Here is a 26676-nt window from a genome sequence, read left to right as displayed (position 1 = left end):
ATTATAAAAGGCATTTCCCCCCTTCTACCTTAATTCAGCCATATCACCCTGTCAGGGTTTTTCGCACAATAACTAAAAAATGGTGGAGGTGAAAAATGCAACTTACCCGCGGCGTCTGGCAGATGAGCCTGGCAATGATAATCTCCGGCTCGATCGGCGCGTTCGTGCTGCTCTCTGGTTTGCCGGTGACTGATGTGGTGTTCTGGCGCTGCCTGATTGGCGCGCTAACCCTGCTGGTGTTTATCGTGTTAAGCCGCCAGCCCTTCAGCCGGCTAACGCGTTTCACTCTCGCTCTGGCGGTGATTGGCGGCGCGGCGCTGGTCGTCAACTGGCTGCTGCTGTTTGCCGCCTATTCGCGGATCTCAATCGGTATGGCCACCGTGGTCTATAACACCCAGCCGTTTATGCTGGTACTGATGGGGATGGTGCTGGGGGAACGGGTCAGCGCCGTGAAATGGGGATGGTTACTGCTGGCCTTTGGCGGCGTAGTGATCCTGCTGTCGAGCGAGCTGACGCCTGCACACGAAGAGGGGCTTACCACCGGCGTGTTGCTGGCGCTGGGCGCGGCATTCTTCTATGCCCTGACCGCCATCATCGCGCGCAAACTGCATCCGCTCCCCGCGCAGCATATCGCCTTCATTCAGGTTCTCGTCGGCGTCGTGATGCTGCTGCCGCTGGTGCATGCCCCAGAATTGACGGCCAGCTTCCCCTGGCGCTATCTGCTGATCCTCGGCATCGTCCATACCGGGATCATGTATCAGCTTTTATATAGCGCGATACAGAAACTGCCGACGCCCGTTACCGGTTCGCTCTCCTTTATTTATCCGCTGGTGGCGATGGTGGTCGACTATCTGGTCTTCCACCATGCGTTATCCGCGGTGCAATTGCTCGGTGGGATGCTTATTCTGTTTGCCGCCGCAGGGAATAATCTCGGCTGGGGCGAAAAAAAACCCCGCCGCGGCGGGGTCAGTGAGCAGTCGCGGGCCAGTTAGCGACGGGCGCGGACAATCTGGTATTTGCGCGTCAGGTATTCGACCGGCGCGCTCCAGATATGAACCAGACGGGAGAACGGGAACAGCAGGAACAGGGTCATACCCAGTACCAGGTGAACGCGGAAAATAAACGCCACGCCATCCAGATGCTGTGACGCGCCGCCGTGGAACGTCACCACCGACTGCGCCCAGCCGACCAGTTTCATCATTTCACTGCCGTCCATATGCTGAGCGGAGAACGGGATCGTCAGCAGGCCGAGCGCACACTGCACCATCAGCAACGAGAGGATCAGAATATCCGCTCCGGTGGTGGTGGCGCGAACGCGCGGGCTGAGCAGACGACGCTTGAGCAGCAGTAACCCGCCCACCAGGGTCATCACGCCGCAGGCGCCGCCGGCGATCATCGCCATCTTCTGCTTGACATCGATCGGCAGGAAGGACTCATACATCCAGTGCGGGGTCAGCATGCCGAGGAAGTGGCCGGCGAAAATACCCAGGATGCCGATATGGAACAGGTTCGACGCCAGGTTCATCCCCTTACGGTCCAGCATCTGGCTGGAGGCGGCGCGCCAGGTGTACTGGCCATAGTCATAGCGCAACCAGCTGCCAATCAGGAACACCGAACCCGCAATGTACGGATAAATGTCAAAGAAGAACATATTCAGGAAGTGCATTATTGCTGTCCTCCGTTAGAGATATTCAGATATTGCGGGGCCACGGCTCCGGCAAAACGACGCTGGTGAGCGGAAATTTCCGACTCGCCGCAGCCCTGGTCGGCAAAGAATTTGACCTGTTCTTCTTCCCAGACGGCGTCCAGCGCCTGCGGCGTATCGTCGCGCGCTTCGTCGGCAATCTTCTCCGCCACCTTCTGGCTGTCGACCTGAGTATTGGCCAGCTTCAGCAATAGCTCGAACAGCACCGCATAGCGACTTTCGCGCTGCTGCAGGCGCGCGCTGAGCAGACCGAGGATCGGCGCGACGTCCCGCAGGCCGCCAAGCGCTTCCTCTTCCGGCAGCTGCGCCAGATACTCCAGATATAGCGGCAGATGATCCGGCAGCTCATGGCTATCCAGCAGCAGACCGTGGCGCTCGTACTGCGCCATCAGGTCGACCATCGCCTGCCCGCGATCGCGGGATTCGCCGTGGACATGTTCAAACAGCAGCAGCGAGGTGGCCCGGCCGCGGTCAAACAGTTCGCTATAGGCCGCCTGGGCGTCCAGCGGATCCTGAGCCACTAAATCGCGCAGGAAAACGCCCAGCGCGTGGGCATCCTCTTTGCTGAGTTTCTCTGATGACGCGAGCGCCTCGAACATCTCCTGCTGATGCTGCCATAAGGCAGCGTCAGGATATTCGAGCAGACGCGATACAATCACGAGTTCAATCATGCGTGCGGCTCCGTTTTGCTGGTCACGTCGATGGCGTCGATGCGACGGCTGTTGAACAGGTTGAACTGACTGTCAGAGCCGTGGCAGCCATCGCCAAAGCTAAAGCCGCAGCCGTTTTTCTCCGGAAACGCTTCTCGCGCCTGTTCACGATGGCTGCTCGGCACCACGAAACGATCTTCGTAGTTGGCGATCGCCAGATAGCGATACATTTCCTGGGCCTGCGCTTCGCTCAGCCCCACCTCTTCCAGCGCGCGGGTATCAACGACGCCGTCAACGGTTTCCGCACGCTTATAGTGGCGCATCGCCAGCATTCGTTTCAGCGCCAGCAGTACCGGCTGGGTATCGCCCGCGGTCAGCAGGTTCGCCAGATATTGCACCGGAATACGCAGGCTTTCCACGTCCGGCAGGATCCCGTTGCTACCCAGTTCACCCGCATCGGCGGCGGACTGAATCGGCGACAGCGGCGGCACGTACCAGACCATTGGCAAGGTGCGATATTCCGGGTGCAGCGGCAGGGCCAGCTTCCAGTCCATCGCCATTTTGTAAACCGGCGACTGCTGCGCAGCTTCAATGACCCCCTGCGGTACGCCATCTTTCAGCGCCTGCTCGATCACTTTCGGATCGTTGGGATCGAGGAACACGTCCAGCTGACGCTGATACAGATCTTTCTCGTTCTCGGTGCTGGCGGCGTTTTCAATCGCGTCCGCGTCGTATAGCAGGACGCCGAGATAGCGGATACGGCCCACGCAGGTTTCGGAGCACACCGTCGGCATCCCGGATTCAATACGCGGGTAGCAGAAGATGCATTTCTCGGATTTCCCGCTCTTCCAGTTGAAATAGATCTTCTTGTACGGACAGCCGGTGATACACATCCGCCAGCCGCGGCACTTGTCCTGGTCGATCAGTACGATGCCGTCTTCTTCACGCTTATAGATGGCGCCGCTCGGGCAGGTCGCAACGCAGGCCGGGTTCAGGCAGTGCTCGCACAGGCGCGGCAGATACATCATGAAGGTGTTTTCGAACTGGCCGTACATCGCCTTCTGCATGTTGTCGAAGTTCTGATCTTTGGCGCGTTTTTCAAACTCGCCGCCGAGGATCTCTTCCCAGTTCGGACCGCTGGTGATCTTGTCCATCCGCTGACCGGTGATCAGCGAGCGCGGACGGGCGATCGGCTGATGTTTGCTCTCCGGCGCGTTATGCAGATTCTGGTAGTCATAATCAAACGGCTCGTAGTAATCATCGATGCCCGGCAGATGCGGGTTGGCGAAGATTTTTCCCAACAGCATCGCGCGATTGCCCATGCGCGGCTGCAGTTTACCGTTGATTTTGCGGATCCAGCCGCCCTTCCATTTTTCCTGGTTTTCCCAGTCGTTCGGGAAACCGACGCCCGGCTTACTTTCCACGTTGTTGAACCAGGCGTATTCCATCCCTTCACGGCTGGTCCAGACGTTTTTACAGGTCACCGAGCAGGTGTGGCAGCCGATGCACTTATCGAGATTCAGCACCATGCCGACTTGTGAACGAATTTTCATTTTACGCTCTCCTGTACCTGGTCGTTGCCTTCGCCGTCTAACCAGTTAATGTTCTTCATCTTACGTACCACCACAAACTCATCGCGGTTGGAGCCGACGGTGCCGTAGTAGTTAAAGCCATAGGCCAGGTGGCCGTAGCCGCCGATCATGTGGGTCGGTTTCGGCGTAATACGGGTGACGGAGTTATGGATCCCCCCGCGCTGACCGGTGATTTCAGAGCCCGGCAGGTTCACGATACGTTCCTGCGCGTGATACATCATGGTCATCCCGGCTGGAACGCGCTGACTCACCACCGCACGCGCCGTCAGGGCGCCGTTGGCGTTGAACACTTCGATCCAGTCGTTATCTTCGATACCCAGATCTTTCGCATCCGCTTCGCTCATCCAGACAATAGGCCCACCGCGCGACAGGGTCAGCATCAGCAGGTTATCGCTGTAGGTCGAGTGGATACCCCATTTCTGGTGCGGGGTCAGGAAGTTCAGCGCCTTCTCCGGGTTGCCGTTGGACTTCTCGCCCATCACCGCTTTCACCGAACGGGTGTCGATCGGCGGCCGATAGACCAGCAGGCTTTCGCCGAAGTCGCGCATCCACTGGTGATCCTGATACAGCGACTGACGTCCGGTCAGCGTGCGCCACGGGATCAGCTCGTGAACGTTGGTGTAACCGGCGTTATAGGAGACATGCTCATCTTCCAGGCCAGACCAGGTCGGGCTGGAGATAATCTTCCGCGGCTGCGCCTGAATATCGCGGAAGCGGATCTTCTCGTCTTCTTTGTTCAGCGCGAGGTGCGTATGCTCGCGACCGGTGATCTCGCTCAGCGCTTGCCACGCTTTCACCGCCACCTGACCGTTGGTTTCCGGGGCCAGGGTGAGGATCATTTCCGCGGCGTCGATGGCCGTTTCCAGCTTCGGCTGGCCTTTCGCCGGGCCTTCCGCCTTGGTGTAGTTGAGCTTACGCAGCAGATCCATCTCGCTCTGGGTGTTCCAGGCGATGCCTTTCCCGCCGTTGCCGATGGTTTCCAGCAGCGGGCCGATCGAGGTGAAACGCTCGTAGGTCGCCGGGTAATCACGCTCAACCGGAATAATATGCGGCGCGGTTTTCCCGGGGATGAGATCGCATTCGCCTTTTTTCCAGTCTTTGACATCCAGCGGCTGCGCCATTTCCGCGGCGGAGTCGTGCTGGATCGGCAGGGTCACCACGTCGGTTTCTTTACCGAGGTGGCCCACGCACACTTCAGAGAATTTCTTCGCGATACCTTTATAGATCTCCCAGTCGCTCTTCGATTCCCAGGCTGGATCAACGGCGGCCGACAGCGGGTGAATAAACGGATGCATATCCGAGGTATTCATGTCGTCTTTTTCGTACCAGGTGGCGGTCGGCAGCACGATGTCGGAGTAGAGACAGGTGCTCGACAGACGGAAATCGAGGGTCACCACCAGATCCAGTTTGCCGTCGAGGCCGTTATCCCGCCATTCGACTTCTTCCGGCTTCACGCCGCCCTGCTTGCCCAGGTCTTTGCCCTGAATGCCGTTCTCGGTACCCAGCAGGTACTTGAGCATGTATTCATGGCCTTTACCGGAGGAGCCCAGCAGGTTGGAACGCCAGATAAACAGGTTACGCGGGTGGTTTTTGCCATTTTCCGGCTGCTCGGCCGCAAAGCGAATCGAGCCCTCTTTCAGCGACTTCACGGTGTAATCCACCGGGGTCATGCCGGCTTTTTTCGCTTCGTCAGCGATACGCAGCGGGTTGACGCCAAGCTGCGGCGCCGACGGCAGCCAGCCCATCCGCTCTGCGCGCACGTTAAAGTCGATCAGGTGGCCGCTGTAACGGGATTTATCCGCCATCGGCGACAGCAGTTCCTGCGCGGTCACCGTTTCATAGCGCCACTGGCTGGAGTGGTTATAGAAGTACGAGGTACTATTCATGTGACGTGCCGGACGCTGCCAGTCAAGGGCGAACGCCAGCGGCTGCCAGCCGGTCTGCGGACGCAGTTTTTCCTGGCCCACATAGTGCGCCCAACCGCCGCCGCTCTGACCGACGCAGCCGCAGAAGATCAGCATATTGATCAGGCCGCGGTAGTTCATGTCGAGGTGGAACCAGTGGTTGAGGCCCGCCCCGACGATAATCATCGAACGACCGTGAGTTTTATCGGCGTTATCGGCAAATTCACGGGCGGTACGGATGATATGCGCGCGGGAGACGCCGGTGATCTTCTCCGCCCACGCCGGGGTGTAGGCTTTCACTTCATCGTAGCCGGCGGCGCAGTTGTCATCGTTCAGACCGCGCTCCAGGCCGTAGTTAGCCATGGTCAGGTCATACACGGTGGTGACCAGGGCGGTAGAGCCGTCGGCCAGCTGCAGGCGTTTGGCCGGCAGTTTGTGCAGCAGAATGTTTTCCAGATCGACTTTGTTAAAGTGCTCAGACCCTTCGCCGCCGAAGTACGGGAAGCCGACGTTCGCCACTTCATCATGGCTGCCCAGCAGGCTCAGACGTAGCTCAATCTCTTCGCCAGTTTTACCGTCGCGCTGTTCGAGGTTCCATTTGCCTTTGTCGCCCCAGCGGAATCCGAGGGAACCGTTCGGTACGGTCATGTCGCCCTTCTCGTCAAAGGCGACGGTTTTCCATTCCGGATTATTCTCCTGACCAAGGGAATCCACGAGGTCGGATGCGCGCAGCGTACGGCCGGCGGCATAATAACCGTCGCGCTCCTCGAGCATCACCAGCATCGGCATGTCGGTATAGCGGCGCACATAGTCGGTGAAATACTGGCTCGGCTTATCGAGGTGGAATTCACGCAGCATCACATGGCCCATCGCCAGCGCCATCGCGGCATCGGTACCCTGCTTCGGCGCCAGCCACAGATCGCAGAGTTTGGCGATTTCGGCGTAGTCCGGAGTGATGGCTACGGTTTTGGTCCCTTTATAGCGGACTTCGGTAAAGAAGTGCGCATCCGGGGTGCGGGTCTGCGGCACGTTTGAGCCCCAGGCGATGATATAGCTGGAGTTATACCAGTCGGCGGATTCCGGCACATCGGTCTGCTCGCCCCAGGTCATCGGCGAAGCCGGCGGCAGGTCGCAGTACCAGTCGTAGAAGCTCAGGCAGGTGCCGCCGATCAGCGACAGATAACGGGCGCCGGACGCGTAGGAGACCATCGACATCGCCGGGATCGGCGAGAAGCCAGCCACGCGGTCCGGACCGTAGGTTTTGACGGTATAGACGTTGGAGGCGGCAATCAGCTCATTCACTTCCTGCCAGGAGGAACGTACAAAACCGCCGCGACCGCGGGCCTGTTTGAAGCTTTTAGCTTTGTCGGCGTCTTCGATAATCGACGCCCATGCCTCAACCGGATCGCTATGCTGAACTTTCGCTTCCCGCCACATCTTCATCAGGCGTTTACGCATCAGCGGGTATTTCAGGCGGTTAGCGCTGTACAGATACCAGGAGTAGCTGGCGCCGCGCGGGCAACCGCGTGGTTCGTGGTTCGGCAGGTCCGGGCGGGTGCGCGGATAGTCAGTCTGCTGCGTTTCCCAGGTCACCAGACCGTTTTTGACATAAATCTTCCAGCTGCATGAGCCGGTGCAGTTGACACCGTGAGTGGAACGCACAATTTTGTCATGCTGCCAACGTTGACGGTATCCATCCTCCCAGTCCCGGTTGGTGTTTAGAAGCTGGCCGTGCCCATCGGCAAAGGTTTCACCCTTCTGTTTGAAGTAGCGAAACCGGTCCAGGAATTTACTCATCGGGTTTCTCCTGATATGGAGCCTGACGGCTCTCTGATAAATCGACATTGCTGGATTTGCAGCGAAGGTAACGCTATGAAAGAGGGCGAGAATTGATAGCGATCAATCCGAACTGGCTTGTTACTGCGCAGCAAAACCTCGATTACCACCAAGGTGGTATAAGATGTTATTTTTTAACTTGTTGTTTTTTAATGGTTTTCACCTCAAAAAGCGGCGCCTCACCGGGATTTGTTAACAACGGAGGTATTAAGGGGTAGAGCCATTTCACTGGCAAGCCCACCTGTTCTGGCTCAGCGGTCGATGCGGACAATATTCTCCCATAGTATGTTGTAACTAATTGAGCGGTTAAAAAAGGCGCCTCCGTGGGGAGCGCGCCTTTTTATACGCCAACGTTACCGCGGCCGATTACTGACGCTTACGACCGTATACCGCCCAGGTGATCACCACGCAGGCAATATAGAACACGAGGAACACTTTCATCGCCCCGGCCGGCGAGCCGGTCAGATCCAGCGAGATACCGAACGCTTTCGGAATAAAGAAGCCGCCGATAGCGCCAATGGCGGAGATAAAGCCCAGCGCCGCCGCGGTATCGGTCGCCGCCTCGCGCATCGCCTGCGCTTCGCTGCCGCCCTGGGCCTTCACGCGGTCCATAGTCAGCTTACGGAAGATCACGGAGATCATCTGGAAGGTGGAGGCGCTCCCCAGCCCGGCGGTCAGGAACAGCACCATAAACACCGCGAAGAAGGCGATAAAGTTACCGCCCTGGCCGTTGGTCGGCAGGGTCAGGAACAGCAGCGCGCAGAAGACAGCCATCACCACAAAGTTGACCAGCGTTACGCGGGTCCCACCGAGGCGGTCGGAGATCGCCCCGCCCATCGAACGCGCCAGCGCGCCAATGAACGGGCCGAAGAAGGCGTAATGCAGGATCTGCACATCCGGGAACTGAGTTTTTGACAGCATCGCGAACCCGGCGGAAAAGCCGATAAAGGAGCCGAAGGTCGCGAGATAGAGCAGCGCCATAATCCACAGATGCAGGCGCTTAAGTACCGGCAACTGCTCGCTCAGCGACGCTTTCGAAGCCGACAGGTCGTTCATAAAGAACCACGCCGCCAGAGTGAAAATAATCAGGAAAGGTACCCAGATCCACGCGGCGTTTTCCAGATACAGCATCGAGCCGTCCGGTTGCTCGCTACCGTTACCGCCAAAAACGGCAAAGATAGAGATCGAGACCACCAGCGGCGCGACCAGCTGCATCACGCTGACGCCCATATTGCCAAGTCCGCCGTTAACGCCGAGCGCCCCGCCCTGCTTCGCTTTCGGGAAGAAGAAGCTGATGTTGGCCATACTGGAGGCAAAGTTGGCTCCGGCGAAGCCGCACAGCAGAGAGATAATCACGAAGATGCTAAACGGCGTAGAGGTATCCTGGACCGCGAAGCCCAGCCAGACGCACGGCACAATCATGATCCCGGTGCTGAACGCCGTCCAGCGACGGCCGCCGAACAGCGGCACCATAAAGGCGTAAGGCACGCGTAATAAGGCGCCTGACAGCGCCGGCAGCGCGGTCAGCATAAACAGCTGATCGGTTGTAAACTGAAAGCCTACTTTGTTGAGGTTAACGGCAACCGCGCTGAACAACATCCAAACGCAGAACGCCAGTAACAGACAGGGAACGGAGATCCATAAATTGCGGCTTGCCACACGATGGCCGCGCTGTTGCCAGAATTCAGGATCTTCAGGCCGCCAGTCGGTTATGACCGAGCGGTTAGCCTTCTCCGGGAGGGAAGATTGACTCATAGATACCTCTGATTATTCATATTTCCTGCCGCTACCTTAGGGGTTACCCGGGGCGGTAAGTTGATATAAATCAAAGGAAAAGCGCGAGCTAATTTGTGCAAAAATAAACCATGCCTCCAAGTGAGTAGAGAATGGCGGGGAAAAAAGTGTGGTTTTTCACGCTGCTGCCGGGTTGCGTATAATCCCCCCCCTAACATCGCCTACCACCGACAATTAAGGAGTAACTCTTTGGGGGTATGGGTATACTCCAGGGGATAGTCGAGAATAAGCGCCACTCCCGGAGACATGACCGGTCAGGAGCCACGCATTCCATGTTAAAACGTCTTTTTACCCCGCTGACGCTGGTCAATCAACTGGCGTTAATCGTGCTGCTCGCCACGATTATTGGCGTCGCCGGCATGGCGATCTCCGCGCGCCTGGTGAACGGCGTGCAGGGCAGCGCGCACGCCATTAACAAGGCCGGTTCATTGCGTATGCAAAGCTACCGGCTGCTGGCGGCGATCCCGCTGAATGAAAACGATCAAAAACTGGTGGCGGACATGACCGCCACCGTCTTCAGCCCGGAGCTGCAAAATTCCGCCCGCCGCGACGGCCAGGAAATCCAGCTTAAAGCCCTGCAGCAGTACTGGCAGCTGGCGCTGGCCCCCGGCATGCAGCGCGCAGTCAATCAGGCGGAAGTGGCCCAGGATGTCGCCGACTTTGTCGATCGTATCGACCAGTTGGTCACCGCATTCGACCACACCACCGAGCAGCGTATCGAACGGGTGGTCTGGATCCATCGCATCCTCGCCATTGGTATGGCGCTGCTGCTGATCTTCACTATCATCTGGCTACGCGCCCGCCTGCTGCGGCCGTGGAAACAGCTGCTGAGCATGGCGCGCGCGGTGAGTCAGCGTGATTTCACCCAGCGGGCGCACATCAGCGGCCGCAACGAAATGGCGACCCTGGGCATGGCGCTGAATAACATGTCGGAAGAGCTGGCGGAAAGCTATGCCGTGCTCGAGCGGCGGGTGCAGGAGAAGACTGCCGGACTGGAGCAGAAGAACGAGATCCTCGCTTTCTTATGGCAGGCCAACCGCCGGCTGCACTCCAGCGCCCCGCTCTGCGAACGTATTTCGCCGGTACTGAATGGCCTGCAGGGGCTGACGCTGCTGCGCGATATCGAGGTACGGGTTTACGACCTGGAAGACGAAGATAATCACCAGGAGTTTACCTGCCACTCGGATGATGACTGTGATGATAAAGGCTGCTACCTCTGTCCACGCAATCTGCCGCCGCTGCCGGATGGCGGAACAACGCTGAAGTGGCGGCTGTCAGATGCGCATAGTCAGTACGGCATCCTGCTGGCGACGCTGCCGGTTGGCCGCCATCTCAGCCACGATCAGCAGCAGCTGGTGGATACCCTGGTGGAACAGCTGACCAGCACCCTGGCGCTGGACCGCCATCAGGAGAAGCAGCAGCAGCTGATCGTCATGGAAGAACGGGCCACTATCGCCCGCGAGCTGCACGACTCCATCGCCCAGTCGCTATCCTGTATGAAGATGCAGGTTAGCTGTCTGCAGATGCAAGGCGACGCCTTGCCGACGGAGAGCCGCCAGCTGCTGGGGCAGATCCGTAACGAACTGAATACCTCGTGGGCCCAGCTGCGGGAGCTGTTAACCACCTTCCGCCTGCAGTTGACCGAGCCGGGGCTGCGCCCGGCGCTGGAGTCCAGCTGTCAGGAGTACAGCGCCCACTTCGGCTTTACGGTGCAGCTTGATTACCAGCTCCCGCCGCGCTTTGTGCCCTCGCATCAGGCGATCCACCTGCTGCAGATCGCTCGCGAAGCGTTGAGCAACGCTCTGAAGCATGCCAGCGCGACCGAAGTGACCATGACGGTGTCACAACGCGATAATCAGGTTCGTCTGGTGATAGCGGATAACGGCCGCGGCGTACCGGACCACGCCGAACGGAGTAACCATTACGGTTTAATTATTATGCGGGATCGCGCCCAGAGCTTGCGCGGTGACTGTCAGGTACGACGCCGGGAAACCGGTGGAACCGAAGTGATCGTCACGTTTATCCCGGAAAAAACGTTTTCCATCCAATAAGGAGACCCTCATGAGTCAACAGGAACGGGCAACTATCCTTCTCATTGACGACCATCCGATGCTGCGCACCGGCGTGAAACAGTTGATCAGCATGGCGCCGGACATCCAGGTGATTGGCGAGGCCAGCAATGGCGCGCAAGGTATCGAGCTGGCCGAGTCGCTGGATCCTGACCTGATCCTGCTGGACCTTAATATGCCGGGCATGAACGGTCTGGAGACGCTGGATAAGCTGCGTGAGAAATCCCTTTCTGGCCGGGTAGTGGTCTTCAGCGTCTCCAACCATGAAGAGGACGTTGTCACCGCCCTGAAGCGCGGCGCCGATGGCTATTTGTTGAAGGACATGGAACCGGAAGATCTGCTGAAAGCGCTGCAGCAGGCGGCCGCCGGAGAGATGGTATTAAGCGAAGCGTTAACGCCGGTGCTGGCCGCCAGCCTGCGCGCCAACCGCGCCACCTCCGATCGGGACATCAGCCAGCTGACCCCGCGCGAGCGCGACATTCTCAAGCTGATAGCCCAGGGACTGCCGAACAAAATGATCGCCCGTCGCCTGGATATCACCGAAAGCACCGTCAAAGTACACGTAAAGCACATGCTGAAGAAAATGAAGCTCAAATCCCGCGTGGAAGCGGCGGTATGGGTCCACCAGGAGCGAATCTTCTAAGGCGAGTCCGTCCAGGAGACGCCTGGCGTGGTAAACTTGACCAGCGGCTCGGTCAGCGCCAGGGCGATTTCATTGGAGGAGACGCGCTGCCCCTGTTTATCCTCCACCACCACCGACAGGCGCCAGCGGTTCGCGGCGCCCGGTTCACTGTTCCACACCGGCATAATGATGCTCCAGCCATCGGGGCTGCTGGCATCTACCGGCGGCGTCAGGCTGAGGGCCTGGGTGTCTCCCTGCCAGTGCAGCGCCTTGATGCCATGCAGACTATGGATCTGCAGCTTCAACTGCACCGTCTCCCCGGACTGCAGATCCCAGGGCGGCGTGGCCAGATAGACCGTCAGATTTTTGCGCTGACGATACTCCACCACCGGCAGATTATCCCGCTCCGGACTATCGAAGCGGCTCCCGCGCAGCGAGTTGCTGATCGCCACCTCGTCTGCCGCAAGCTGCTGCTTAAGGGGTACGCCAAAGCGGTAGTTTAGCTTCAGGCCCACATTGTTCTGGCTGACGCCATTTTCCCCCTGCTTATGCTTAGCGGTCACCGTGACCAGCGGGACCGGGGTGTAATTGAGCCCAACGGAGACGGCCACCGGATTATGGTAGCCGGTGCCGGAGTGAAACAGATCGACGCTATCGCCGAAATACTGTTCGACGCTGACGCTGGTGTTGATGTGCTGGTAGAACGGCAGCCGCGCCTGGGCGGTGACGTCATACCCTGCGGCCATCCGCTGCTCCTGAGTCTGATTATCGCGTAGCTGCCAGTCGCCCAGCGGATGGTAATAGTTTGCCGACAGGCGGAGATATTCTCCCCACGCTTCGGCGCCAACGCTGCCGCGCGCCAGGCTTTCGCTCAGCACTTTATCGTAAAACGAGTTATAGCCCAGCAGCCAACCGCCGACCCGCCAACGCTGGCCAAGCCCGATGTTGCCCACCAGATCGTGCTCGCGCCGGGTCACCGAGTACTGGTTCCACGTCAGATAACGGTCGTTATCCTGCAACGGCACGAACCAGCTCCCTTTACTGCCGGTGAATTTCCCCTCTTTATTGACCAGCAGGTCGACATTGGCGTTGCCCCACGGCGAGAGCCAACTCTCCAGCTGATGACTCACTTCATTGCCGATTTTACTGATGGCAAACAGCTGCGCCTGTTCACCCGCAGTCAGACCATTGTCGCTCATGCTGGCCTCGCCAAACTTCTTCGCCACTTCGGCAAAGTGCCGGGCGTCGTCATCAACCTGGGGAGCAATCCCCATATCGGGCAGCGGATCTTGCGCTTGCGCAGGGCGGGTGGTGTCGCTGGCGGTCAGCGCCCAGACGGGAACGCCCGGCAACAGCAGGAGAAAGGTCAACGTTGGCAACAAACGGAACGACACAGCCATTAACAGAGTTTGCGCAAGCTCACAAAAATGGATAGAAGTGTTAGTTTATCGTTTTTTCCCTGCTCCCGCAGCCCTGTGGGCAATTCCAGGAATAAGCTGAAACCGGTTGGGTAAGGTGCCGCCCAACCGGAGGCGTCGCCGCGCGCCACCGTTACGCCCGGGTTCGTTGCGCCGCCAGCAGCGCGTTGAGCTCCGGCACGCAAGAGCCGCAGTTGGTCCCGCATTTCAGCTTCCCACCCAGCGCCCCGACGCTGGCGCAGCCGCTGGCGATGGCCTCGTTAATTGACCATTCCCCCACCCCAAAGCAGCTGCAGACGATCCGCCCCCGCGGCGCGACGGCGGCGCCCGGTCGGCCGCTAAGCAAGGCATGTCGTTGGACAGCATCGGACGGCGGCGCGGCAAAGGCAGCGCTTATCCATGCGCAATCCACCGCCGGCTCGCGCGCATCGCTCCACCAGCCGAGCATCAGCCTTCCCTGATGCCAGGCCAGCAGGTTCCACACCGCGCCGCCGTCAGCCACCTGTAACTGCCAGCCGCGCCGGGCGCACCACGCGCTGAGCCACTGTCGGGCAGATGCCTCCCCGGCCAGCGAGTAGTGCAGCACGCCTGGCGCCGCCCGCCGCCGCCAGTGCCAGGCCGCAGGAAATGGTAGCGGTTCGCGGCAAAAAAGCTCGCTGTGCCAGGCCGGTTGCCAGGCGGCGATCGCCACCGCCGCCTGTTTACTTTCCGGCTGGCCGGAATACGGGTCCGTGACGGCGGCCAGCAGGTTATTCACCCGCCCCTGACGGGCAAACTGGTTGTTCCAGTGCATCGGAACAAACAGCGAGCCGGGGCGCTGCCCTTCGCTGATCGCCACTTTCGCCACCATCACCCCATGCCGCGACCAGATCCGCGCCAGCCCGTCAGCGGGAAGCTGATAGCGAACGGCATCCTGCGGCGCCACCTCCACCATTGGCTCCGCGATATGCTGCATCAGCCGCGGCACCGCGCCGGTACGGGTCATGGTGTGCCACTGATCGCGGATCCGCCCGCTGTTGAGGATCAGCGGATAAAAGGCATCGGTTGTCGCCCGGGTCGGTTGAGGCGTCACCGGCACCATCCGCAGCCTGCCATCGCCATGCCAGCCGCGCGTGATATCCCAGGCGACCTCGCTGCGGCTGACCGGCCAGCGCACCGGCGGCATGGCGTCCCACGCCTCACGGCTGAGATCCGCCAGCGCGCCGATATCAAACGCCCGCTGGCCGTCGTTTTCGAAACCGGACAGCGCCGCATGCTCGCGGAAGACGTCATGCGGATGCTGCCAGGCAAACGCCTCGCGATACCCCAGCGCCTGGCCCACTCTGGCGATGATCCACCAGTCCGCTTTCGCCTCCCCCGGCGGCGGCAGAAAGCTGCGCTGACGGGATATCCGCCGCTCCGAGTTGGTGACCGTGCCATTCTTCTCGCCCCAGGCCAGCGCTGGAAAGCGGATGTGGGCGAAACGTCCGGTATCGGTCTGGGCGGCGACATCTGAGACGATCACCAGCGGACAGGCGGCCAGCGCCTGGCTCACCGCGTGGCTGTCAGGGAGCGACACCACCGGGTTGGTACCCATGATCCAGACCGCTTTGACCTCGCCGCGGCCAATGGCGGCAAACAGCTCCACGGCGGTCAGCCCGGGGGTCTGCGCCAGCCGTTCCGTCCCCCAGAAGCGGGCCAGCCGCTGCAGATCGTCTGGCACAAAATCCATGTGCGCCGCCAGTATCGTCGCCAGCCCGCCGACTTCGCGGCCGCCCATGGCGTTGGGTTGACCGGTCAGCGAAAAGGGGCCGCAGCCGCGGCGGCCATACTTCCCGCTGGCCAGATGGACGTTGATGATGGCGTTACATTTGTCGCTGCCGCTGGCGGATTGATTGATTCCCATGGTGTAGAGGGTGATCGCCCGCGGGGCGGCGATGAACTCGCGATAGAATCCCGCCACCTCATCGGCAGGAAGACCGCAAAAGGCCGCCACCCTCGCCACGTCCCAGCCGCGGGCGGCGGCCAGCGCCTGCGGGCCGTCGCGAAAGCCATCGACGCAGGCTCCTGCCTCAGCCAGGGCGTTAAGCAGCCCCACAAACAACCCGCCGTCGCTTCCCGGGGCCAGCGCCAGATGGCGGTCGGCGATCTCGCAGGTAGCGGTGCGTCGGGGGTCGATCGCCACGATCCGCAATCGGGGATTATCCCGCTTCGCCTGCGCCAGCCGCTGGAACAGCACCGGATGCGCCCAGGCGGCGTTCGAGCCGACCAGCACCACCAGATCGCTGTTTTCCACATCATCGTAGCTGCAGGGCACCACGTCGGCGCCAAAGGCCCGCTTGTAGCCAGTGACCGCTGACGACATGCACAGCCGTGAATTGGTATCGATGTTCGCCGCGCCGATAAACCCTTTCATCAGCTTATTGGCGGCATAGTAATCCTCGGTTAACAGCTGGCCGGAGGCGTAAAAGGCCACCGCTTGCGGTCCGTGCTGGTCGATAATCTGTCTCAGGCGCGCAGCGGTTTCCGCCAGCGCCTGAGGCCAGGCTACCTGCTGGCCGTCGACCTCCGGCGTCAGCAGCCGCCCCGCCAGGCCCGTGGTCTCCCCTAAGGCGGCCCCTTTGACGCACAGACGGCCGAGGTTCGCCGGGTGCTGATCGTCGCCACGCACGCTCACCTGCCCCGCGTCGTCCACGCTCGCCAGCACCCCGCAGCCTACGCCGCAGTAGGGGCAGGTCGTTCGGATGGTCTTCATCAGCAGGCCTCCGCGCGGGCCAGCAGCTGCTGGTTGCCCACCCACACTTTGCCGTTTTCTACTTTCACCGGCCAGGCGCGTACCGCCTGTTCGTCGCCGTCGCACGGCCAGCCGTCGCGCAGGCGTATCCGCTGTTTGTACAGCGGGGAGATCACCACCGGCTCGCCGCCGACGTCCCCTAACAGCCCACGCGACAGCACGTTGGCCGCGCTGCCCGGCTCGCGGTTGTCGAGGGCGTAGACCCGCTCGCCGAAGCGGAACAGGGCAATCTGCCGCTCCCCTAAGCGGGCGCCGATCCCCGCCTGCGCCGGAATGGCGTCAAGGTCGCATACCGCCTGCCACGGTCGGGATGGGAGTTCGCCTTCGGGCAACGTCTCAGTCAGCAGCGGCTGCGGCTGACCGCGCAAATCGCGGCGCTGCACAGCCTCGTCGGGCTGGTTGCTATTAACGAAGGAGCGGAACAGCGCCAGACGCTGCGGATCGTTGAGGGTGGTCTGCCACTCGCACTGGTAGCTGTCGACGATCCGGGCCATCTCCTGCTCCAGCTCCTCTCCAATGCCAAGACTATCCTCCAGCACCACCTGCCGCAGATAGGCGACGCCGCCCTCCAGGTTATCCATCCAGGTGCTGGTTCGCTGCAGGCGATCGGCGGTACGGATATAGAACATCAGCAGACGATCGATGCTGCGGATCAGCGTCGCTTCGTCGAGATCGCTGGCAAACAGGTCGGCGTGACGCGGTTTCATCCCGCCGTTGCCGCAGACGTACAGATTCCAGCCTTTGTCGGTGGCAATCACCCCGATATCTTTCCCCTGGGCTTCAGCGCATTCGCGGGTGCAGCCGGAGACCGCCATCTTGATTTTGTGCGGGGCGCGTAGCCCTTTATAGCGATGCTCGAGCCGTACCGCGAGCCCGGTGGAGTCTTGCACGCCGTAGCGACACCAGGTTGAGCCGACGCAGGATTTCACCGTGCGCAGCGACTTGCCGTAGGCGTGGCCGGTTTCAAACCCGGCGTCGGCCAGCTCGCGCCAGATAGCCGGCAGCTGTTCCAGCCGCGCGCCAAACAGGTCGATGCGCTGGCCGCCGGTCACTTTGCTGTAGAGCTGGTAACGTTTGGCGATCTGCCCGATGGCGATCAGTCCGTCCGGCGTCACTTCCCCTGCCGCCATCCGCGGCACCACCGAATAGCTCCCGTCCTTCTGGATATTGGCGAAATAGCGGTCGTTGGTATCCTGCAGCGGCAGGTGCGCCGGCTTCAGCAGGTACTCGTTCCAGCAGGAGGCCAGCACCGAGGCCACCAGCGGTTTGCAGACATCGCAGCCGTGCCCCTGGCCGTAGCGACTAATCAACTGCTCGAAGGTATGGATATGGTTAACCCGTACCAGATGGTAGATCTCCTGGCGCGACCACGGGAAATGTTCGCAGACGTCTTTTTTCACTTCGACGCCCTGCTCCGCCAGCTGATACTCCATCACCTGTTTCACCAGCGCGCTGCAGCCGCCGCAGCCGGTAGCCGCTCTGGTGCAGCTTTTTATCGCCGACATATCCCCCGCCCCATTGTCCACCGCCTGACAGATATCGCCTTTGCTGACGTTATGGCAGGAGCAGATCGGCGCGCTGTCCGGCAGCGCCGCGACGCCGAGCGCCTTCGGCGCGGCTCCCTCCAGCGCGGGCAGGATCAGACTCTCCGGACGCGGCGGCAGCGCCATGCCGTTCAGCATCATCTGCAGCAGCGTGGCATAGTCGCTGGCATCCCCCACCAGCACGCCGCCAAGCAAGGCTTTGCCGTCCTGACTGACGACGATTTTTTTGTAAATCTGCTGCGGACCGTCGGTCCATTGATAGCTCTGACAGCCCGGCGTGCGCCCCTGCGCATCGCCAAACGAGGCCACGTCGACCCCCAGCAGCTTCAGTTTGGTGCTCATGTCGGCGCCGCTAAAGCAGACGTCCTCTCCTGCGAGAGTGGCCGCGGCGATGCGCGCCATCTGATAGCCCGGCGCCACCAGACCGTAAATTTTATTGTCCCACAGGGCGCATTCGCCTATCGCCAGCACGTTCGGGTCAGAGGTGCGGCACTGGTCGTCGATGTGAATTCCCCCGCGTTCGCCCACCTGCAGCGCGCAGCCGCGGGCCAGCGCGTCCTGCGGGCGGATCCCCGCCGAGAAGACCACCATGTCGGTCCGCAACGCGCCGCCGTCGGCAAAGTTCAGCCGCAGGCCGTCGGCCTCGCGCACGATGGCGGTGGTCGCTTTGCTGGTATGCACCCCCACGCCGAGGGCGACGATCTTCTCCCGGAGCATCGCCGCCCCGCCGTTATCCAGCTGGACGGCCATCAGGTTCGGGGCAAACTCCACCACCTGCGTCTCCAGCCCCAGCTGTTTCAGGGCGTTGGCCGCCTCCAGCCCGAGCAGCCCGCCGCCGATAACCACCCCGCTCTTCGCCGCGGCGGCATGGGCGGCGATACGGTCGAGATCGTCAAGAGTGCGGTAGACAAAGCACCCCGCGAGATCGTTACCGGGAATTGGCGGCACAAAGGGATACGAGCCGGTCGCCAGCACCAGTTTATCCCAGTGGATTTCATGCCCCTCGGCGTCCCGCACCAGCCGTGCGTCGCGGTCGATGGTCGCCACCGCCTCGCCGAGGCGGAGTTCAATACCGTGTTCAATAAAGAAATCCCCGGCCGCCAGCGACAGCGACTCGGCGCTGCGTCCGGCAAAATACTCGGAGAGGTGTACCCGGTCGTAGGCGGGGTAACGCTCTTCGCCAAACACCACGATTCGATATTGCTGATGCAGATTGCGGCTCACGCATTGTTCGAGAAAATGGTGGCCGACCATGCCATGTCCCACCAGCACTAATACAGGTTTCGTCATCGTCATTATTCCTGCAGCCTGCGGCTGCGTTGAAGAGGGGTCAAAAAGCCAGTCCACGGTGGCAGGCTCATCGCTTTCCAGGCGCGCGGTGAGCGCGGCGGCGGCGGTGCAGTCGCCCATCAGCAGCACGCCGCGCAGGCGGCCATCGCGCAGCAGCAGGCGGCGATAGTGGCGGTCGATGGGGTCCCAGCTGGTATAAATGTCATCCTGTTCGCCGGCCTGCTGCTCGCCAGCGCTAAAGAGTTCAATGCCGGTGACCTTCAGGCGGGTCCCGGCGTCCTGCCAGACAAAGCCCTCGCCGGGGGCGCCGCACAGGCGATCCGCCAGCACCTCGGCCTGACGCAGGCAGGGAGCCACCAGCCCCCAGGTCTGGCCGTCAATTTCGCAACATTCGCCGATGGCGCTGATCCCCGGCAGCGAGGAGGCCATCTGACGGTCGACCACGATCCCCCGCTGGCACAGCACGCCGGACTGCGCCGCCAGACGGCTGTCGGGCTGTACGCCGGTAGCCAGCACCACTCTGGCGGCGCGGAATACGCGCCCGTCCGCCAGCCGCACGCCATCGGCGTCGATGGCGGCGATGCGGCACTCCAGCACGCAGCGAATGCCGCGCGCTTCAAGCTGCTGCCTGAGCTCATCGGCGGCAAAAGCGTCGGTCAGCGGCGCCATTAATCCGCTGCCGCGATGCAGAAGAGTGACCTCTCCGCCGTGACGACGCAGCGCCGCCGCCGCTTCCACCCCCAGCACGCCACCGCCAATCACCACCGCCGGGCCGGGTATCGCCAGAATACGTTCCACGTCCGCCAGGGTGCGGAAGGGCATAACCTGCGGACGATCAATGCCCGGCAGCGGCGGGATAAAGGGCCGCGAACCGGTGGCGAACACCAGCTCATCCCACGGCAGCCAGGTTTCCGCGATGCGCAGCCGCCGTTGCTGAATATCGACTTCATCGACCGCCTCGCCAGACCGCAGGCACACCCCGTGCCGGGTGTACCACTCCGCCGGCAGCAACGGGATCTGCGCCGCCGTTTTTTCACCTGCCAGCAGCGGCGAGAGCTGAATGCGGTTATAGGCCGGGTGCGGCTCGTCGCCGACGACGGTAATGGCAAACCGCGCGGGGTCGCGCTCAACCAGCCGCTGCACCAGCCGGGTGGCCGCCATGCCGTTACCGATCACCACCAGTCGCCGCGTCATGACCGCCTCCTTACGCCGCTTTCGGCTGTTTTTCATACAGGAAATGGAGGATCTGCTGGCGCAGATGGTGATACCGGCTGTCGTCCGCCAGCTGAACGCGGTGGCGCGGACGCGGCAGATCGACCGCGAGGATCTCGCCGACCGTCGCCGCCGGACCGTTGGTCATCATCAGCACCCGATCCGAGAGCAGCACCGCTTCATCAACGTCGTGGGTGATCATGACGATGGTGGTATTGAGCTCCTGCTGGATATGCATCACCGTGTCCTGGAGGTGGGCGCGGGTCAGCGCATCCAGGGCGCCGAAGGGCTCATCAAGCAGCAACACTTTCGGCTTCATCGCCAGCGCCCGGGCGATACCCACCCGCTGCTTCATGCCGCCGGAGATCTCCCCGGGACGTTTGTGCAGCGCATGACCCATCTGTACGCGCGCCAGGTTGTGTTCGATCCACTCCCGGCGCTCACTCTTGCTCATGGTGCGACGGAACACCTGATCCACCGCCAGCGCCACATTGTCGAAACAGCTCAGCCACGGCAGCAGCGAGTGGTTCTGGAAAACCACCGCCCGCTCCGGCCCGGGACCGGCGATTTCCCGGTTATCACACAGTAGTCCGCCCTCGGTAGGGGTGGTGATCCCGGCGATCAGGTTTAGCAGGGTCGATTTTCCGCAACCCGAGTGGCCGATCAGGCTAATGGTCTCCCCTTCGACGATATCGAAGGAGACATTCTGCAGCGCCAGGAACTCGCCGCTGGCGGTGTTGAAGCGTTGGCTGACGGCCTGCACCTGAATTAATGGTTTCATGTTGGCTCCTTATTTTTCCTGCCAGCTAAAGCGGCGAGCGAGCAGCATCAGGCCCTGCTCCAGCAGCAGGCCGACGACGCCGATAATGACGATGGCGATGATGATGTTCTCCACATTGAGGTTGTTCCACTCGTTCCAGATCCAGAAGCCGATCCCCAGCCCGCCGGTAAGCATTTCCGCCGCCACGATCACCAGCCAGGCGATGCCGATGGAGAGGCGCACGCCGGTAAGCACCGCCGGCAGCACCGCCGGAAAGAGGATTTTGCGCATCACCGTCCACTCCGAGAGCTGGAGGACGCGGGCGACGTTGAGATAGTCCTGCGGGATCCGCCGCACACCCTCCGCGGTGTTGATCACCATCGGCCAGATGGAGCAGATAAAAATGGTCCAGCTGGAAGCCGGCTCCGCCTTCTGGAACAGCAGCAGGCCAATCGGCAGCCAGGCCAGCGGGCTGACCGGGCGCAGCAGAGCAATCAGCGGATTAAACATGCGGGCGAAGAACAGCGAACGGCCGATCAAAAACCCCAGCGGAATGCCCGCCAGCGCCGCCAGGCCGAAGCCCACCGCCACGCGCTGCAGGGAGGCCAGCACGTTCCAGCCGATGCCCATGTCATTGGGCCCGTCCTGATAGAACGGATCGGCAAACAGGGTCAGCGCCGAGTCCAGCGTGCTCAGCGGCGTGGGAAAGCCTTTGCTATGCATCGCCGCCAGCTGCCAGGCCAGCAGCAGCACTCCCAGCCCCAACAGCGGGGGCAGCAGGCGCTGGGTGAGCTCACGCAGCCAGCGCGTGACGGTCGGCGTGGTGCGCCGGACCTGCACCGGCGGCAGGATAATCACTTCGCCAGGCGCGTTGTCCACGCTGACGACCGGTTGCTTACGTTGTGCCTGCTTCATCTCATGCCCCCTTACGTTGAATAGAGAAATGGCGGGCGTAGCCTTCCGGGTCGGACCCGTTCCAGACCGTCCCGTCCATTAGTGTGCTGCTGCGCATCCTGGCTGCCGGCGCGCTGATCCCTCCTACCGCCTGGGCGGCAGCCTGCCAGACATCGATGCGGTTAATGCGCGACGCCACCGCGAGGTAATCCGGAGCCTGCTTCAGCAACCCCCAGCGGCGGAACTGGGTGAGGAACCACATCCCGTCCGACAGCCACGGGAAACTCACCTCGCCCCCGGCCCAGAAGCGCATCGGATGGGCATCCTGCCAGCGGCGGCCAAGGCCGTTGTCATACTCTCCAAGCATCCGGCCGGTGAGGTATTGCTCCTTGGTATTGAGCCAGCCGCGTCTGGCGAGCAGGCGGGCCGTCTCCCGGGTGTTCTCCGGCGAGGCGGCGATCCAGCGCTGCGCCTCCATCAGGGCCGCCACCAGCGCGCGGGCGGTGTTCGGGTTGCGTTCCACCCAGTCGCGACGGGTGCCCAGCACCTTTTCCGGATGCTCGGGCCAGATATCCTGGGAAGTGGCCGCGGTGAAGCCGATACGGTCGTTAATGGCGCGGGCGTTCCATGGCTCGCCGACGCAAAAGCCGCTCATATTGCCGATGCGCATGTTCATCACCATCTGCGGCGGCGGCACCACGACGGTGCGCACATCGTTGAAGGGATCGATGCCGGCGCTCGCCAGCCAGTAGTAAAGCCACATGGCATGGGTGCCGGTAGGAAAGGTATGGGCGAAGGTGTAACTGCCCGGCGCGCTGCGGTCGATCAGCCGCTTCAGCCCGCCGAGGTCGGTCACCCCTTTCTCCTGCAGCTCGCTGGAGAGGGTAATCGCCTGGCCATTGCGGTTGAGGGTCATCAAATTGGCCATCGCCTGCGGCTTGCTGGCGATCCCCAGTTCGAGGCCGTACAGCAGGCCATAGAGAATATGCGCCGCGTCGAGCTCGCCGGCCACCAGCTTGTCGCGCACCGCCGCCCAGCTGGCTTCCTTACTCGCCACCAGGGTGATGCCATATTTTTGGTCAAACCCCTTCGCCGCGGCGATGGCCAGCGGCGCGCAATCGGTCAGCGGAATAAATCCGACCCGCACGCGGGTTTGCTCCGGTTTGTCCGAGCCGCCGGCCCAGGCGGCCTGCATCACGCCCGGCAGCAGCATCGCGCCGCCCAGCGCGGCCCCTGCCTGCAGCAAGCGCCGCCGGGAAATTGAAAATTTGTCGCCCATATCCGCTCCACCATGCGCAAAAAAAAAGCGCCCGACAGTGCATACGCACTGCAGGACGCCTTTATCCACGGACACCCGAACCGCCATTGGTTCGTTGCCCGGACTTTTATTCACTTAATAAGTAATGCAAACGGGATGCCAGCTTTGGCAATAGCGCGCTGGCGGGCTTTTTCCCAACGCTGGCCGGTTTTTCACCTAAAAGTGCACCGCCGGCAGGCAAAGAATGCCCATCGATTGTGCATCTACTCCTTTGGTGTTAGCGGCCAAATCGCCTTCACCATCAGCAGCGCGCGGGCTATCTCAACCATGCGCTGATTTTTGTCCATGGCCATCTTGCGCAGCGTCTGCCAGGCCTGCTCCTCCTGCATTCCCTGGTGCGTCATCAGCAGACTTTTCGCTTTTTCGATCAGCTTGCGCTCTTCGAGCGCGTCTTTCAGCGAGGCCAGCTGGCTGGAGAGCTGCTGCAGCTCATAGGCCTGCTGGCGCACCAGCGGCAGTAGCTGTTTATCGAGCCGTGGCGTCACGCTATCGTCTTCCTCACCGGCCTGCCAGCCAGGCGCGTCGTCTGCTAACAGCGCGTCGGTGGCATCCAGCAGATCGTCGATCAGTTGCTCTTCCACTTCGCGCAGTTGCTCAAGCCGTTGGGTTTGCAGACCAAACCAGCGCAGCGCCGTTTCCCCGCCGTCGGCAGCCGGCTGGCGGGTACAGGCGATCCGCCGCAGCTGTTCAATATCCAGACCGGCGTGGCACTGGGTTCTGAACAACTGGACGGTCGCCGGGCTGCCCAGCGCCTGAAAGCTGTCGAAGCAGGGCTGCTGACCGTCAATACGGTCCACCAGCTGCTGGCGCAGGCTGTCGCTGAACTCGCCGCGGGTAAAGCCCAATGCTCCCAGCGCGCGCTCCTGGCCCACCAGCTCTTTTCCCTGCATAAAGCTGTACAGGGCGACCATCCGACCAGCCACCGGCGGATCGTCAATGCTGTCATTGAGCTGCGGGGCGATGTTCAGCAGATGGCGGATGACGCGGCTGAACTGCTCCGTCGCGGCTTCAGCGGCAATTTGCCGGCGGCCGATCTGCGCGCGTAGCGCCGGGAGCTGCGCCAGCTCGTCAACCGCTCTGGCGATACGCCAGCACAGCGCGCTGCCGGCTACCGCGCGCGCACGTTCGAGGCTGGCATAAAACAGGGCTAGCCGCTCGTCAACCAGCGCCCCTCCCGCCCGACACTCCGCTGTATACAGCAAGCCGCCCGAGCAAAGATAGATATTCGACGCCCCGCGCTCACACTGCAGCATATGCACCAGCGCGCTGAGCTGGCTGGCCAGTTCCCCCAGTTGGCTAAGCTGCTGAAGCTGTTGTTTTTGCAGGCGACGCGCCAGCTGCAGCCAGGCCGTCGCATCGTGCGCATGACCAGTCGTATTATTCATACCCCTCCTCCGGGTTAACGCTTTATACTGCCTAAAGCAATAACCGTGCCTTTAAGAAGGAGTTTGTATGCAACGTATTGTGATCATCGCCAACGGCGCCGCCTACGGCAGCGAATCCCTGTTCAACAGCCTGCGCCTGGCCATTGCCCTGCGCGAGCAGCAGTCCGACCTCGATCTCAAGCTGTTTCTGATGTCCGACGCCGTCACCGCCGGGCTGCGGGGGCAGAAGCCGGCAGAAGGGTATAATGTGCAGCAGATGCTGGAGATCCTCACCGCCCAGCAGGTTCCCGTGAAGCTGTGTAAAACCTGCGCGGACGGCCGCGGGGTCAGCGCACTGCCGCTGGTTGACGGCGTGGAGGTTGGCACTCTCGTTGAGCTGGCCCAGTGGACCCTGGCGGCAGATAAAGTGCTGACCTTCTGAATCTGGGGCGCCAAACGGCAGGAAATATCAGGTTTCGCCGCCTGCAGAGGTAAAAAAAACGTTAGCTGAATGCTTTCAGGAACAACGTCATTTTTGTTTAATCTTTATCCCTTTTTTTGATCAAAATCAGCATCCCGACCCGCGCCGTTTGGTGTGATGCACAGAGCAAAGTGTGAACAATATCACGCGAGGACTGGGTGGGCAGGATGCTGTAGCGGGACAGAAACGGGGTATAAAATGGCGATGGTTAAAGCAAGTTTGACGTTATTTGGTGGTGACACGCTGGTGGTGCGGTGCTCAGAGCGCTGCCATATTCATCTGATGAGCGCGAAGGTCCCGGGCGACAGTCATGCGGATATTCTGAGCGTGCAGGATCGGGACAGCGCCTATCTGACGGTGCCCTACAGCGGCACCTGGAACGTGCTTATCGACAGTCACAGCCAGTCGCTGGAGCACTCCATCAGCTACGTGCCGGCCTGACCGTCACTGCCAGAACACACGCCCGGTCATGCCGGGCGTGGGATTCATGACAAACCTCATGCAATCATTGTACTTGCAGATTGCACCAGAAAAATAACAAGGAAAATCAATTTATTGATTTTCGGCTGATAACCACCAGTAAGGAAAAACCACGCTTTTTCCTTACTGGTCAGCAATCGGACGCCCGGTCATGCCGGGCGTTTTCTTTTGCGCGCGCTCAGGCCAGGCCCGGCGTCGGACTCTCGCCCAACAGCGCGCGGACGCTGGCCACCAGGTCATCGAGACTGGCATCGTGCATGCCCAGCTTGCGCAGCGCCTGCTCAAGCGAAAACAGATACTGGGCGTTGGTGCCGAGCGGCCCGCTGGCCCGGGCGATCAGCGGGGCGATAACCTGGGCACTGGTATCCGGTTCAAACAATGGATGGCGCGGATCCATAATAAACACCAGGGCATTCACCGTCCGTCCGTCGTCCAGCTCCAGCTTGCACCAGGTGGGCAGATAGCAGCCGGTGATCATCTCCCGCTTCCACAGCAGGGTCAGCTCCTCCTCCAGCGTGTCGTCAGGCAGACGATAGGCGACGCCGGTGGTTCGGCCGCCCTCTTTGAGGGCCAGCATGCGTCCCGGCTGGCAGGCACTACCGCGCCCGGCGGTCAACCGCAGGCAAAACGCGCGGTGCCAGCCCGGCAGCGTGCCGGTGCAGGACTCGCGATAATTGAGCGCTGGGTTCCAGATAAGCGAACCGTAGCCAAAGATCCATACTGAGCCATCATCCGGGCGGCAGGCCAGCGTCGCCGCCAGCGAGGCTGCACGTTGTTCTGCCGACCAGAGTAGCGATTCCTCAATAGCGCCAAACGCTGTCTTACAATCCGCATTCATTAAGAAATCACGAGTTAACACTGTTTACTACCTCCGCCACTGCCCGCTTCCCGGCGTTCGTCTCATGCATCCGTCAATATTGCTGAAATATTATCCAGCTTTATCTTTCAATAAGCAATCAGCGGGGCGCTG

At 61.3% G+C, this 26676-nt stretch carries 19 protein-coding genes; 5 read left to right on the top strand and 14 right to left on the bottom strand.

The window, feature by feature from the left end; translation table 11 throughout:
* Window positions 1-95: 95 nt before the first annotated feature.
* Window positions 96-992, top strand: a complete 897-nt coding sequence (locus IB144_RS10620) for a DMT family transporter (RefSeq protein ID WP_004180381.1) — start codon at window positions 96-98, stop codon at window positions 990-992.
* On the opposite strand, the gene narI is transcribed toward IB144_RS10620, so the two are convergent.
* From narI to IB144_RS10590, 6 genes are all read right to left on the bottom strand, one after another.
* The gene (narI, locus tag IB144_RS10615; protein WP_002910189.1) at window positions 989-1666 is read right to left on the bottom strand and encodes a respiratory nitrate reductase subunit gamma; all 678 of its coding nucleotides are present in this window, start codon (window positions 1664-1666) and stop codon (window positions 989-991) included. The genes IB144_RS10620 and narI overlap by 4 nt on opposite strands.
* Window positions 1666-2376 carry a nitrate reductase molybdenum cofactor assembly chaperone gene (gene narJ / locus IB144_RS10610; RefSeq protein WP_002910191.1) on the bottom strand — a complete coding sequence of 237 codons (711 nt, stop codon included), beginning with the start codon at window positions 2374-2376 and terminating at the stop codon, window positions 1666-1668. Before narJ ends, narI begins: the two co-directional genes overlap by 1 nt.
* Window positions 2373-3908, bottom strand: a complete 1536-nt coding sequence (gene narH / locus IB144_RS10605) for a nitrate reductase subunit beta (protein WP_002910193.1) — start codon at window positions 3906-3908, stop codon at window positions 2373-2375. The genes narJ and narH overlap by 4 nt, the downstream gene beginning before the upstream one ends.
* A complete protein-coding gene (locus tag IB144_RS10600; RefSeq protein WP_004180382.1) occupies window positions 3905-7648 on the bottom strand; it encodes a nitrate reductase subunit alpha in 3744 nt (1247 codons plus the stop codon). Before IB144_RS10600 ends, narH begins: the two co-directional genes overlap by 4 nt.
* A gap of 166 nt (window positions 7649-7814) precedes the next feature.
* Window positions 7815-7928, bottom strand: coding sequence for a hypothetical protein (locus IB144_RS10595; protein ID WP_004218943.1), 114 nt, complete (start codon window positions 7926-7928; stop codon window positions 7815-7817).
* Between the two features lie 125 nt (window positions 7929-8053).
* Window positions 8054-9442 (bottom strand): NarK family nitrate/nitrite MFS transporter, encoded by a 1389-nt coding sequence (locus IB144_RS10590; protein WP_004175568.1) that lies wholly within the window; start codon window positions 9440-9442, stop codon window positions 8054-8056.
* Window positions 9443-9753: 311 nt separating this feature from the next.
* On the opposite strand from IB144_RS10590, the gene narX reads away from it, so the two are divergent.
* Both narX and narL read left to right on the top strand, forming a co-directional pair.
* The gene (gene narX / locus IB144_RS10585) at window positions 9754-11532 is read left to right on the top strand and encodes a nitrate/nitrite two-component system sensor histidine kinase NarX (protein ID WP_149358890.1); all 1779 of its coding nucleotides are present in this window, start codon (window positions 9754-9756) and stop codon (window positions 11530-11532) included.
* Between the two features lie 10 nt (window positions 11533-11542).
* On the top strand, window positions 11543-12193 hold the full coding sequence (narL, locus tag IB144_RS10580; protein WP_002910198.1) for a two-component system response regulator NarL: 651 nt from the start codon (window positions 11543-11545) through the stop codon (window positions 12191-12193).
* On the opposite strand, the gene IB144_RS10575 is transcribed toward narL, so the two are convergent.
* From IB144_RS10575 to nasR, 7 genes are all read right to left on the bottom strand, one after another.
* A complete protein-coding gene (locus IB144_RS10575; RefSeq protein ID WP_023341789.1) occupies window positions 12190-13572 on the bottom strand; it encodes a YchO/YchP family invasin in 1383 nt (460 codons plus the stop codon). The genes narL and IB144_RS10575 overlap by 4 nt on opposite strands.
* 151 nt (window positions 13573-13723) lie before the next feature.
* Window positions 13724-16324, bottom strand: coding sequence for a nitrate reductase (locus IB144_RS10570; protein WP_149358891.1), 2601 nt, complete (start codon window positions 16322-16324; stop codon window positions 13724-13726).
* Window positions 16324-20391, bottom strand: a complete 4068-nt coding sequence (gene nirB / locus IB144_RS10565; protein ID WP_077269712.1) for a nitrite reductase large subunit NirB — start codon at window positions 20389-20391, stop codon at window positions 16324-16326. The genes IB144_RS10570 and nirB overlap by 1 nt, the downstream gene beginning before the upstream one ends.
* Window positions 20392-20401: 10 nt before the next feature.
* A complete protein-coding gene (locus IB144_RS10560) occupies window positions 20402-21190 on the bottom strand; it encodes an ABC transporter ATP-binding protein (protein WP_004145418.1) in 789 nt (262 codons plus the stop codon).
* A gap of 9 nt (window positions 21191-21199) precedes the next feature.
* A complete protein-coding gene (gene ntrB / locus IB144_RS10555; RefSeq protein WP_004152255.1) occupies window positions 21200-22084 on the bottom strand; it encodes a nitrate ABC transporter permease in 885 nt (294 codons plus the stop codon).
* 1 nt (window position 22085) lies between these two features.
* Window positions 22086-23342, bottom strand: coding sequence for a CmpA/NrtA family ABC transporter substrate-binding protein (locus IB144_RS10550; protein WP_004175561.1), 1257 nt, complete (start codon window positions 23340-23342; stop codon window positions 22086-22088).
* 242 nt (window positions 23343-23584) lie between these two features.
* Window positions 23585-24766 (bottom strand): nitrate regulatory protein NasR, encoded by a 1182-nt coding sequence (gene nasR, locus IB144_RS10545; protein ID WP_004214922.1) that lies wholly within the window; start codon window positions 24764-24766, stop codon window positions 23585-23587.
* A 67-nt stretch (window positions 24767-24833) separates the two neighbouring features.
* On the opposite strand from nasR, the gene IB144_RS10540 reads away from it, so the two are divergent.
* Both IB144_RS10540 and IB144_RS10535 read left to right on the top strand, forming a co-directional pair.
* Window positions 24834-25187, top strand: a complete 354-nt coding sequence (locus IB144_RS10540; protein ID WP_002910380.1) for a DsrE/DsrF/TusD sulfur relay family protein — start codon at window positions 24834-24836, stop codon at window positions 25185-25187.
* Window positions 25188-25424: 237 nt separating this feature from the next.
* Complete coding sequence (locus IB144_RS10535) at window positions 25425-25667, top strand: DUF1883 domain-containing protein (protein WP_002910387.1); 243 nt, start codon at window positions 25425-25427, stop codon at window positions 25665-25667.
* Window positions 25668-25884: 217 nt separating this feature from the next.
* On the opposite strand, the gene IB144_RS10530 is transcribed toward IB144_RS10535, so the two are convergent.
* The gene (locus IB144_RS10530) at window positions 25885-26565 is read right to left on the bottom strand and encodes a gamma-glutamylcyclotransferase (protein ID WP_004152258.1); all 681 of its coding nucleotides are present in this window, start codon (window positions 26563-26565) and stop codon (window positions 25885-25887) included.
* Window positions 26566-26676 lie beyond the last annotated feature (111 nt).

The sequence above is a fragment of the Klebsiella sp. K4 genome, assembly GCF_014596785.2.
Classification (GTDB): Bacteria; Pseudomonadota; Gammaproteobacteria; order Enterobacterales; family Enterobacteriaceae; genus Klebsiella; species Klebsiella pneumoniae.
The sequence above is the reverse complement of the archived record's forward strand: the minus strand, read 5'-3'. Positions and strand labels throughout refer to the sequence as shown.